The organism is Bacillus sp. CH_70, assembly GCF_038007045.1.
Classification (GTDB): Bacteria; Bacillota; Bacilli; order Bacillales; family Bacillaceae_G; genus Bacillus_A; species Bacillus_A cereus.
This window is the reverse complement of record NZ_JBBOWL010000001.1, coordinates 3,002,421-3,014,984: the sequence shown is the minus strand read 5'-3', so window position 1 is coordinate 3,014,984 and position 12,564 is coordinate 3,002,421. Positions and strand designations below refer to the sequence as shown.

Below are 12,564 nucleotides of genomic sequence, written 5' to 3'. Positions count from 1 at the left end.
AATTGTGATTCAAGTATTAGTAAAACGAATATATGTAATGTTATACTTGAACAAAATTCATACATGAGAAAGTAGGAGAATCGATGAGTCTGACTAAGTTAGAAATCTTTCTGAAGACGGTTGAAATGGGGAACTTATCAAGAGCGGCCGAAGCACTGAATGTGACTCAGTCAGGTGTCAGCCATGCGATTAGAAGTCTTGAATTGGAGTATGGTTTTCAACTGTTATCCCGGAATAAAACAGGTGTTCGATTAACAGAAAATGGTGAGCGTGTTTTAACGCATGTTCGTGAAGTAGTAAATCATAATGAGCGATTGAAGCAAACTGTTGCAGAGATTAATGGGATAGTGGCAGGAACATTGCGCATCGGAACCTTTACAAGCGTTTCTATTCACTGGTTGCCTGCAATCATTCATCGATTTCACTTGGAATATCCTCGAATTGAAATCAAATTAATGGAAGGTGATTATGGAATGATTGAAACGTGGATTCAACAAGGGGTGATTGACTTAGGTTTTATGTCACTACCTTCGTCGGGCCATCTAGAATCTATTCCACTAAGAAAAGATCGAATGCTATGTGTCCTTCCTAAAAATCACTCATTAAGTAAACAATCTATAATTCAGTACGATCAGCTCAAGAAAGAGCCTTTTATTATGCCTGCTTCTTCATGTGGTTACGATGTTAGGAAAGTATTAGAAGCTGCTAGGGTTCATCTCGATATCCAATTTGAAACCGGTGATGATCATGCGATTGTCGCGATGGTGGAGAACGGACTTGGAATCAGTGTCATGTCTGAACTCGCATTACAAGGACAATGCGAAAATGTTACGGTTGTGGAATTGGAAGACAAACCTAAACGATCGCTTGGGTTGTCACTTACTTCAATTAAACACGCATTACCAGCGACAAAACGTTTCATCGAACATACCCAAAAATGGCTGGATGGCGATTGAATATATAGGCAAGCAAAAGAAAATTACCATTTTATGATATTTAGTCCATATAGGGGTACCTTTTCAAAAGAAGAAATGAACGGGGAAAGAAAAGGACCAACTCACAGAAGATATTCACAAAAGCTCTCCAATTATAAGTATGTAGTTAGTGTATTCATCTTATAACGTATAAAAAGACACTATAGAAAGTGTCTTTTTATACGTTTACATACTATGAAAGAAAATGTAGTGATTAATAATAATTTGTTGGATATTAATATAGACAAAAATAAATTAAATTTTTAATATATATAGATTTTTTTATGTTTGTACACATCGTTCGTCAACTTCTTTTCGTTTTCATAATTTGTTATTCTGATTTGTAATAACGATAATCAACTAGTAAGTTAGAATAAAGATTTAATACTTGCTAAGATTGTAAGTACTCCTACAATAATAACAAATACATTGCTCATTTTACCTCTATATTTAGCTAATACCGGTACTTTACGGATCGCATACATTGGTAATAGACATAAGATAGCAGCAACTAATGGACCGCTTAGAGCGTCAATGAGCCCAAGAATACTTGGATTTGCATAAGCAACATACCAGCATGTTAATACGACAAAAGTAAGAATTACTGTCCTAACTGTTTTTTCTTCTATATCTTTTCCACGTGTTTTACCAAATTTGATAATCATGTCACGCATTACTTCATATGATCCTATATAATGACCAAGGAAAGACTTTGTTATAGCCATAAAAGCAATAATAGGAGCTGCAATCGTAATTACTGGCGAATTAAGTTCATTAGCGAGATAGGATAGGATTGATAAGTTCTGCTCTTTTGCCACTTTTAAATCATCTGGAGTCAAACTCAGTGCGCTGCTCCAAACGAAGAACATAACAACAACGAACGTCATGATATAACAAATCTTTTGTATTTGAGCACATTTAGCATCAGTTGCTTCTATGCCATACGTAGATCTTTGTTTTATCACAAAAGACGAAATCATTGGAGAATGGTTAAATGAAAACACTATGATAGGTAGTATCATCCATATCGTTCCCAAATAACCTGTTCCGGTTGAAGCAGTAGAGACATCTGAAAAACTAAGCATTGATGTGTTCCACTGAGGAATTAGAGATATTGCGATAAATAGTAGAGAAGCTATGAAAGGGTATACTAGCAAGCTCATAATTTTTACAGTGATATCTTGACCAAAATTTAGTATAGCGATAAGACCCAGTACTAAGACAAGCGATAAAATGGCTCTTGAGGGCTCTTTCATATGTAATTGATTCACAATAAAACTACTTGCAGTATTTGTAAGTGCAACTGAATACATCAAGACAATTGTATAAATTGAGACGAAGTATACGATGTTAAAAATAATACTCGCCTTATTTCCAAAATACTCTCTTATTGTACCCGTAATTCCCTCATCGGCAGAATTGGAAGCATATATCATTTTAGCAAGCGCTCTATGTGAGTAATACATAACTGGATAGGCAAGTAATGTAATGAGTAATAATGATAATAAACCACCTGAACCTGCATTAATTGGTAAAAAGAGTACTCCTGCTCCAATTGCTGTCCCAAAAAGGCTCAATGCCCACGTAGTATCTTGCTTATGCCACTTTTTAGGATCCAAATATTTCTCGTTTGTAATCACAGTATTTTCAGATTGCAATTCTATTTTTTTAGCAGTATTCCCATTCATATAATAAATCCTCCTTGTATCCTATTCTTAAGTCTTAGGAATATAAGTCGTTCTGGAAAATGAATCTCCTACAAGTTCCTCAAATCGTGTGTTCTTCTCTAATTGAATCTAAAACCCAATATTTGTTAACGCTTTCAAAATCTTTTGATTGTAGATGAGTGTATTTAAGTGAATAAGGATTAAAAAATTGTAAGTATGTCCAGAATTCCCCTAAAACTATTGCTTTTAATTCGTGAGACATCTGACTTCCATCCCTTTATATCGCTTCAATAACCTCGTCAACATTGTAGACAGTGCTAAGGCATAGCTAATACGATGTCTTTTGCTACTAAAGAATTTTTAATGAATTTTCTTTTTGATTACACACCTTTCTTTGAGTGATTTTTTCATCTTGTTCAATTTTAGAAAGTTGATATTTTCTAAGGTGCTAATAGGTTATCCCTAGACGTCCCTATTATAGCTTGTATATTTATAAGTTAAATATTTTTGTATTTTAAGAAAAAATGAACAAACAGAATTTTGAATAGGTAATAAATTCAGCATTACATGTAGTATTTGTGTCTAATGTTTGAAACTGTATTAGTTAGAGGGAAATCAGCAGTAATACAGGGGTTCTTACATTTTCACATTGTTTATATTGGTAATCTCTTGTTGAGATACCTATATTTCTCTTTTTTGAAATATCTTATTTTTAGCGTGAAAGCTGTTGTAATAAATAATACATATAGATGATAGAAACTTATGTTAGGACATGTATAGGTGAGATATTGAATATTAAATAGTAAATTTGTATTTAAATTCATTTTTCGGAATAAATAAACTTTTATGTGAAGTCAAATTCCTATCAAATTCCTACAACTAAATGTTATTAAAATAAAAAATAATCAATTATAAAAGAGATTTTGAACGTAAGGAATTTGTAAGGAAGAGGTAAGAAAAAAGAGATTTTCATTGTGTAAGATGAAAATGTAAAGAAGAGTGAGAGGAGAAAAATACTATATATTTCTATAAAAAACAAATCAATTAATAAGACTTGTTTGGAGGAAAAGAGACATTACAGATTCAATGTCGTCCTTTTGCAGTGGGGTAAGAAGAAAGCTGTGTGATTAGTTCCAAACAGCAAATAACCATTTATACAATATGAATAGGGGAGAGGAATATTTTGATGAAAAAGCATCGCCAAATTACATGTACAGGTTTAGCCCTTTTAATAACTGGAGGTTCCCTGTTTTATACAACTCCAACCTCAAGTGTAAAAGCGGAGTCGTCCATTCAAAATGTATCTAACTCGTTACAAACAAGTACCCAAAGAGACCGTAATTCCGTCAAAGAGGCAATGCGGGATACATTGAAACTAGGATATCCAGGGATACTTGCTAAAACTTCTGAGGGTGGAAAAACATGGAGTTATGCGGCTGGTGTAGCTGATCTGAGTAACAAGAAAGCAATGAAAACAGATTTTCGTTTTCGGATTGGCAGCGTGACAAAGACGTTCACTGCAACAGTTGTACTTCAATTAGCAGGAGAAAACCGCTTGAATTTAGACGATTCTATTGAAAAATGGTTGCCTGGTGTCATTCAAGGAAATGGATATGATGATAAACAGATTACTATCCGGCAATTATTGAATCACACAAGTGGTATCGCTAATTACACAAGGTCAAAGGATTTTAATATCATGGATACAAAAAAATCTTATACTGCTGAAGGATTAGTAAAGATGGGAATATCCATGCCTCCAGATTTTGCTCCAGGAAAGAGCTGGTCGTATTCAAATACAGGATATGTATTACTAGGAATTCTTATTGAAAAAGTAACTGGGAACAGCTATGCGGAAGAGATTGAAAATCGAATTATTGAACCACTTGAATTAGCGAATACATTCTTACCTGGAAATTCAAGCGTCATTCCAGGAACCAAGCATGCCCGTGGATATATCCAATTAGACGGAGCAAGTGAGCCAAAAGATGTTACTTATTATAACCCAAGTATGGGGAGCTCGGCCGGAGATATGATTTCTACAGCTGATGATTTAAACAAATTCTTTTCTTATTTACTTGGGGGCAAGTTATTGAAAGAACAGCAACTAAAGCAAATGCTTACAACAGTCCCTACAGGAGTAGATGAGCTTGGTAATTCCGGGCTTGGAATTTTCAAAATGAAGCTTTCAAACGGTGAATCGATATGGGGGCATGGAGGAACCATTCCTGGCTTTTTAACTTTTGCTGGAGGTACACTTGGAGGCAAGCATACATTGGCAGTCAATTTGAACAGCCTTAAAGCTGATATTCCTGATCCTTTTAAAAATATTTTACTTGCTGAATTTAGCAAGTAGTCTAAAAGTAAAAACGGGTAAAATTTATCATGGTTTCATAGTTAAACAAATTAATGAAGAAAACGATCAATTATTTAAGGAGGTATCCGTGATGAAAAATAAGCTAACTGGTGTGTTAGCCACTGCATTAGTGGTAACTATGATTCTACCAACAGGAGCGAAAGCATTTTCTGAAAGTAAGACTACTGTTGTAACTGGTGAAGAAGTAGCTAGTCAGGAACTGAAGAAGATTGCAGCAGAGAAGGCGGAGCTACTTACGAAGTCCCATGGGGCAGCTAGCGTGCAGTATGCACTAATTGATAATGGAAAACTTATTTTGTCGGGTCAGGCTGGCAAGAACGATATGGAAGGGGAAAAGCCGCTAACCAAAGATACTTTATACGGGATTGGTTCAGTTAGTAAAATGTATGCAACAGCGGCTGTAATGAAATTGGTCGATGAAGGAAAAGTCGATTTGGATGCTCCTGTTGTCCGCTATGTTCCTGATTTTAAGATGAAAGACGGTCGATACAAACGTATTACACCGCGTATGTTATTGAATCACTCCTCTGGATTGCAAGGTTCTACGTTAGGTAATGCATTTTTATTTAACGATAATGATACCTATGCCCATGATACTTTGTTACAGCAATTGTCAAATCAAAACTTGAAGGCGGATCCTGGTGCTTTCTCGGTATACTGTAACGATGGTTTTACGCTGGCCGAAATTTTGGTGGAAAGAGTTAGTGGTATGAGCTTTACTGAATTTCTACATCAAAACTTTACAGGGCCTTTAAAAATGAATCATACGAAAACGCCGCAGGACAAATGGAGGGATGAAAATCGGGCTGGACTATATTACCCGGCGTACCAAGGGCAACTTCCAATTGAATCGGTGAATGTTATTGGTACGGGAGGTATATCTTCCACGGCAGAAGATATGGTGCGATTCTCACAACTATTTATGGGACAGGGAAAAGGAATCCTCTCTGATAAGGTAGTTAAGGGAATGGAGCAAGAGGAATATAAAAAAGGAATGTGGCCGGGGGCTGGCGAGAATATTTTTAACTATGGTCTTGGCTGGGATAGTGTAAAACTATACCCATTTAGTGAGTATGGGATCAAAGCTTTGGCTAAGGGCGGCGATACGGCATTGCAACATGCTATATTAGTCGTGCTTCCGGAACAGAAAATAGCAGCGGCTGTATTGACATCTGGTGGACGGAGCTCTACAAATCAGCTAATGGCAACTGAATTGCTGCTCGCTACGCTTAAAGAAAAAGGTACTATTAAGGAAATCAAGCCGAACAAATCCTTTGGTAAGCCGGTCAAAGTCAAAATGCCTCAAGGCGTAGCAAAGAAAGCTGGATTTTATGGTAATAGCGAAACTCATTTCAAAATTGAAATTACGAAGAACGGTGAACTATTCTTACCATCTAATCCAGAAGAAAAATATGTATATACTGCTGATGGAAGCTTTATTAATGAGGGGGGTACTTCCAAGCTCAACTTCGTAACCGAGAAGAATGGAAGAACTTATTTGAAGGAGAGCGCATATAAATCTCATCCAGGTTTAGGGCAAAGTGTGATGACCCACTATTTAGCTGAGAAACTAGAAGACAACGTGCTTTCGAAGAAAACCGCTGCTGCATGGGCAAAGAGGGAAGGTGTCAAGTTTTATCGTGTAAACGAGAAATTTAGTTCTATTCAATATCTTGTTCAGTCGAAACATCTTAGTACTCAAATTACTCGCAAGGAAGGCCCAGCAGGCTATTGGGATGGCAGAAAAATTACAGGTCCGAACACCGCGGTGCATCAGATCCAAGTACCCGTGATGAATGGTCGTGATACGACGGAAACGCATTTCTATACAGAAGGCGGCAATGAATATATGGAGATGGCTGGATTGTTATACGTAAGTGAATCTAATGTAAAACCAATTGATGTAGGCCAATCATCCAAAGTTACGTTGGATGCAAATGGGCATGCGAAATGGTTTACAATTCCACAAGCGGCAACAGACAAAAGGATGACCGTGACGCTGCCATCAAATGGTTCATTTGCGGTGTATGATGAGAAGGGAGTTTGCGTCAACTTCACCATTGTGAGTGGCAATAACAAGGTGGAACTTCCGAAGAATGGAACAATCGTATTCGCTGGGGCACCGAAATCGGAATTTGCAATCTCGGTGAACTAGCTATAATTTAAGATGATCTTAAACAAAACCAGTACGGTACAGAAAAGATGTATTACTGGTTTTGTTTGTATTTATGCATTCTCAATGAAAAAGCTTGAATAATATCACTCTCAAGCACTATAAAAACATCAAAACTAGAAAATTAGTATCTCTAGAAGATGTACAGTTTTTTGGGAGTTGAATAATTTTAACAGCGTAGAGAGATAAAATTTCTACTCTTTTTCTTCTTAATTGGGGTACGACCTCAATTAAGAAGGTTTCTTCAATTAATAGAAATGTATGTACATACACATTGTATTTTTATTCCATAACTTTTAAAATTTTGTTCACGATAGTTTGATATTGTAAAAAAAGAAAATATGTGGCACGACATCACTTTGTTTTTTATACAGCTTTGTAATTAAACTATAGTATTGTATTTTTTTTCATTATTGAAATTAGTAATAATAAAATGTATTATTGAAAAGCACAATTTATAATTCAAGTAATCAAGCATATGTACCCGTAATAATTTGAACATTCAGAAATTATAATATTGTCTAAAAACGAGGTGAGATTCATAGAAACAGTACATATTAAGTGGTATGGCATGTATAGTATAAATGACTTTTATAATAGGGAAGAAGCTTCTAAGAAGGGGATATTTGCAATCTCTAGAGTATTTGCTAAGAATGTAACATTGCTCTATATAGGACAAACCAAAAGAAGCTTTATACAAAAGATAAGAGAACTTAATAAAGAGTGGACTTTTGATGAGAGCGAATTAAAGATTACATTAGGAATAATAGAATTTCCTAGTGGTGAAATTTACTCTGAAAAGAAGGTAAAAGAGATAAAATCTCTTTTGATTTTACGACATACCCCATTAGAAAACGAAACATCTTTATTATACTATAGAGGGAAATTTAATTTAAAAATTATAAATAAGGGAAGAAGAGGCTTAATTGTTAAAAAGCTTTCTACAGGAGATCTAATGTGGACGTAATTGGAATCACCTTTGAATAAAATTGAAGGTTTCTTAAGTGCAGAAGCTTATCAATTTTTAATGTATTAAACTATTTTGAATAACATATGTCAGATACTTGAAAAAACACAAATTATATTATGATATGAAATCCTGTATGGAAAGTGTAGTTTATTTCTATTGTTTAATAAAAATATTAAGAATTTTAGGGATAATACATAAAGAGTAGAGGAGAAAGTAAAAACGGAGGTTTGAAGAATGGGACAAGTAAGCAGATTTCAAGAAAAACAACAGAATCGTCGTCAAAAGGCAATTTTTAATATTGCATTTACTTTGGTATTAGTGACAGTTGGTATAGTGACATACCAGTTGTTTACCCCTTCTAATACATCAAAGAAAGCAATTGCTCAAGAAAAGAAAGTAACAAAGATAGAAGAGAAGAAAACTAAAGATAAAGAAACAGCAAAGATAGAAGAGAAGAAAACTGAAGATAAAGAAACAGCAAAGATAAAAGAGAAGAAAACTGAAGATAAAGAAACAGCAAAGATAGAAGAGAAGAAAACTGAAGATAAAGAAATAGCAAAGATAGAAGAGAAGAAAACTGAAGATAAAGAAGCAGCACAGTTAGAAGGGAAACAAAAATTAGAAAAATCGGTAAAAACGAACGGAACTGAAAATAAAGAGGAAGAAAAAACGGTATCTCAAGAAAAGGATTCTCAAACTAATCCTTCATGGAAGCCAATTGGTACAGAGCAAGGAGCAAAACCTGATATGAAATTTAAAGAAGGAACAGTAGATTGGAGTGAGATGAAAAAAGCAATCTCTTATGCTGTTGATGTTCCAGAGAGCCAATTGATTTTCGATTTTATTGGAAATAATGGTAATAATAAAGCCTACGGTAATGTACGAGATAAACAAAGTAATAAAAAATATAAGGTTAATATTGATTGGGTAGAGAATCAGGGGTGGAAACCAGCATCTGTACAAGTGGTAAAATAAATAGTAGAAATGTAATTATATGCTTAAAAGTTTACTCTTGTAAAACTCATAAAAGAGTTTGTTTCAATCAGGGCTCTTTTGCTATGTTGACAGGATTAATTACTCAGGCTCAATTGTGAGATCCTGATGCAGACAAAGTTCGAAGTTTATTAAAATCTATCTAATTTAGTGCTTCGAAAGGTTCAAAATTGCATTTTTAAAGCATTAAATAATTAATGGTACCTTTTGAAATATTTTTGGTCTCATTTTATTAGAAACAATTCCGTCTATATAACTAAAAAATGTATTATGATATCTATTAACATATGAATAGGATAACAATTACCTTCTGTTAGCAAGTTGCAGTTTATCTAATAAAAAGATCACTTGTTTCTAAGACAAGTGATCTTTTTATATACATTTCCTTTACTATTTTTAAAATTGAATAGATATTTCAATCTGTGTAATTACAATAGACTTGATTAAAATTAAAACTGCAACAAGGATAATACCGTCCATATTTGTAGTAAGAAATATATATATAATATCTTAATGCAAGGTTGGCCTATGTTCTATGAAGATACTAAAGAATTATAGGAAACATTGAGAAACGGGAATTATTTTTATTACAATATTTATGCATCTTTAGGCCTAAATAGCTGGGTATTAGCTAAGAAACTTGAGATATTAGACTCCTATTAAGTTAAAAATGACCTTAAGTGTACTTCCCATAAAGAAAATTGTGTAAATAAGCTGTCCATATGGGCAGCTTATTGTATTTTTTGGCTTAGCTTGTTTTTTTCGAAGTGCTGGCGGTTCCTCTACAAGTATTCTTGCATTTAAATTATTTTTAATATATTATATTTATATGGTTATATAGAAATGGATGTATACAAAAAAGACTCAAATCTATTAATAAGATTTAAGTCCTTTTCAAAGATAAAAAGATTGTACCGAAATGGAATACAACTTATACTTTTCTTTTTAATATGTATCTAGTAAAAAGACATCTTTCATCAATAAAATTGTATTTTCAATATAAATGGAAGTTCATTTATATTCAATGATAGGAAATAGTGGGTCTAGAACATAGAGGAACAAAGAACCATACAGAGAAATTTGAAGAACCTGAAAGCTATTGTATGTAGTTTGTTCATCTCAAGTACAATAAAAGAGTCTTACCTCTGTAGGCAAAACTCCACTAGTATTGTTGTATAATATTTACATATCAACTAAAAAACAAAAACCATATAACACCAAGTAGCAGAATCCTAATATTCCTCCTACAGCTAATACTTGTTTAAACCAACTTTTAAATTTTATATTACTGTAAATACCTTGAACTTTTTCCATATTTCCTCCTATTAAGGAGAACCCTTAAAGACTCTCACTTCGTTATGGTACCATTAAAGAATGACTAATAGAGGTTAAATATTGTCAAAATGTATAAATATGCAATATTGCATACAGAAATGTATTGTTACAAATGTAAGCGTTTACTATAATAAAGGTATAAAGTTTAATCACATCCCAGTACTAACAAAAGAGGAGGAAATAATATGGAAATCGCAATGGCAGTTTTAAAATTTATAGGTGGAGCAATCCCATTAGTTCAAGAGCTTCTAAAAGCATTTATGTAAATTCACTATTTAGCAATTATTTATAAAAATTATCATTCGTATGAGTAAAGCCCCTTTAACAATATTAGGGGGCTTTTTAAATTTCTAAATATTTAAGGTTACGTCACATTAACATCAAGTTAAAAGTAAATTTTAAGAATAAATCTATAGAGGATATTTTATAGTGAATCAAGATCCTTTTACAAAGTTGTAGGCATTAAACTCCTACGGCTTTTATTATACTTTATTGAAGTAAAAAGTCTCTTCAGAAAATCTAAAAGGACCTTTTTAGATTTTTAAATACATGACCTACTGATAACCGGGGAGTGTAGAGAATATATATTTGATTTTTAAACAAATATGACAAATTACATGTGTAAGTTAGGTCGATCTTTATCGTAGATTAAAGGGACTTGAATAAAGTTCTTTTTTATTTGTAATCAAATCCCAGAGTGGCCCCTAACCTAATACCGGGAATCGTCTCCTATCCCCTTATACGCTAAGATATTTTTGGAAGTAAAAAACCAAACTTAGACCCCGAATTTGCTTTAACGTGAGGAGAGTCTAATGTCGACTGTCAGAAACGTGCGACAAAAGTCTTAAAAGAATTATTAAACACCTATCGAGGACAGAAAATAGTATTAGGCACTCATGGAGCTGTAATGACTTTGATGTTGTATGAACTTAGCTTGATAGCGATGGGGTACCGCCAACAAGACTCGAATTTTGCACGCTAAGCAAAAAAAACAATAAGCTGTCCACATGGACAGCTTATTTACATAATTCTTGTTATTGGAAGTCGTTTTGAAATTCTATATGTTTACTTTTTTCTTGTTCTTACGAATAAACCACAACACCACAGTTAAAAATAATAAAAAACTCAGTAAAAAGAGCGGTATTTTTTGAATAAAGAAAAATCCTTTCCAAAAATCTAACCTAGTACTATCAGGAGAATCTGTTGCCATCCCACCTATAAAAAAAGACAACGGAATAGTAAGTATATTTATCCCTAAACCGATCATTACGAATGATAGATTTTTACTCCAGATTTTTGGTAATGCAGCCATAATAAATAAAACTAATGCAGTACCAATTATAAGAAACAGTACTCCAAAATAAAATGCAAAATATAAAATAATTCCCATAATCCCCCTCCAAGACTTTAATTGTACCATCAATAAAGGCAATTTTGGATGAATATGATATTCGTATATAGTTAATATAACGTCCCATTATCGATAGCAAATAATTTCATAGAATCCTTGTATGTACAGGGGGTCTTGTTTTTTGGTCTATGTATCTCTTATATAGGATTTTATACATCATTGATGTAGCGGGGATATGAGGAATCCTCGCTTTTCTTTTTTGGCATAAAATTTTGTATGAAAACAGTTGAGTTATAATGCTTTATGCTGAAAAATAAAAACTTTTCTTTGAATTTGAAAAAGAAGGTGTTACACCCCCATGAGATCAATGGGACTTATATTCCACTTCTTTATCAGGATTATATTAAGAAGTGGAAATAGTATAAGTACCCAAAAAACGATAATAAAAACTGTATTCATCAGTTTCTACTCCTTATGTTGATAATAAAGTTATTTATAACAGGAAGTATAACTCACTTATTAGTTAGTTCTGTGGTTCTCTAAAAAAGTTAGATGCAATGCAACAAACTGTTCCGGTGATTAGAATACTATACTTCACAGTGCTACCCGTGTGCTCAAATAAATTAGTTCCATTAAGCATTATAAGCCCCAAAAACAATTGACCCGCGCCAAAACCTAATAATATTTTTCCTATTCGAGAAAATTTTTTCATGCTTTTCCACCT

Annotated in this window: 9 protein-coding genes and 2 pseudogenes; 7 read left to right on the top strand and 4 right to left on the bottom strand. The window is 33.5% G+C overall.

All coding sequences use genetic code 11. From position 1 onward, the window contains the following. The first annotated feature begins 83 nt into the window (after positions 1-83). Positions 84-956 carry a LysR family transcriptional regulator gene (locus tag N2V79_RS15315; protein ID WP_265939562.1) on the top strand — a complete coding sequence of 291 codons (873 nt, stop codon included), beginning with the start codon at positions 84-86 and terminating at the stop codon, positions 954-956. A 386-nt stretch (positions 957-1,342) separates the two neighbouring features. On the opposite strand, the gene N2V79_RS15310 is transcribed toward N2V79_RS15315, so the two are convergent. Beyond that, complete coding sequence (locus tag N2V79_RS15310) at positions 1,343-2,662, bottom strand: aromatic amino acid transport family protein (RefSeq protein WP_340720021.1); 1,320 nt, start codon at positions 2,660-2,662, stop codon at positions 1,343-1,345. Between the two features lie 1,165 nt (positions 2,663-3,827). On the opposite strand from N2V79_RS15310, the gene N2V79_RS15305 reads away from it, so the two are divergent. From N2V79_RS15305 to N2V79_RS15290, 4 genes are all read left to right on the top strand, one after another. Continuing rightward, positions 3,828-4,997, top strand: coding sequence for a serine hydrolase domain-containing protein (locus N2V79_RS15305; RefSeq protein WP_340720342.1), 1,170 nt, complete (start codon positions 3,828-3,830; stop codon positions 4,995-4,997). 91 nt (positions 4,998-5,088) lie between these two features. Beyond that, a complete protein-coding gene (locus tag N2V79_RS15300) occupies positions 5,089-7,173 on the top strand; it encodes a serine hydrolase domain-containing protein (protein ID WP_340720020.1) in 2,085 nt (694 codons plus the stop codon). A 550-nt stretch (positions 7,174-7,723) separates the two neighbouring features. Further along, positions 7,724-8,158, top strand: coding sequence for a hypothetical protein (locus N2V79_RS15295; RefSeq protein ID WP_015055158.1), 435 nt, complete (start codon positions 7,724-7,726; stop codon positions 8,156-8,158). 237 nt (positions 8,159-8,395) lie between these two features. After that, entirely contained in the window at positions 8,396-9,136 is a 741-nt protein-coding gene (locus N2V79_RS15290) for a YrrS family protein (protein ID WP_340720019.1), read from the top strand. A 1,200-nt stretch (positions 9,137-10,336) separates the two neighbouring features. Here N2V79_RS15290 and N2V79_RS15285 read toward each other — a convergent pair. Beyond that, on the bottom strand, positions 10,337-10,468 hold the full coding sequence (locus N2V79_RS15285; protein ID WP_000416933.1) for a hypothetical protein: 132 nt from the start codon (positions 10,466-10,468) through the stop codon (positions 10,337-10,339). Between the two features lie 99 nt (positions 10,469-10,567). On the opposite strand from N2V79_RS15285, the pseudogene N2V79_RS15280 reads away from it, so the two are divergent. Together N2V79_RS15280 and N2V79_RS15275 are read left to right on the top strand one after the other, a co-directional pair. After that, positions 10,568-10,755: pseudogene (locus N2V79_RS15280) on the top strand (hypothetical protein). A gap of 497 nt (positions 10,756-11,252) precedes the next feature. Next, positions 11,253-11,411: pseudogene (locus tag N2V79_RS15275) on the top strand (histidine phosphatase family protein); the annotation flags it as partial. 135 nt (positions 11,412-11,546) lie between these two features. Here N2V79_RS15275 and N2V79_RS15270 read toward each other — a convergent pair. Both N2V79_RS15270 and N2V79_RS15265 read right to left on the bottom strand, forming a co-directional pair. Then, entirely contained in the window at positions 11,547-11,879 is a 333-nt protein-coding gene (locus N2V79_RS15270; protein WP_000511402.1) for a hypothetical protein, read from the bottom strand. Between the two features lie 484 nt (positions 11,880-12,363). Then, positions 12,364-12,552: a hypothetical protein gene (locus N2V79_RS15265; RefSeq protein WP_224980139.1), complete on the bottom strand. Its 189-nt coding sequence runs from the start codon at positions 12,550-12,552 to the stop codon at positions 12,364-12,366. Positions 12,553-12,564 lie beyond the last annotated feature (12 nt).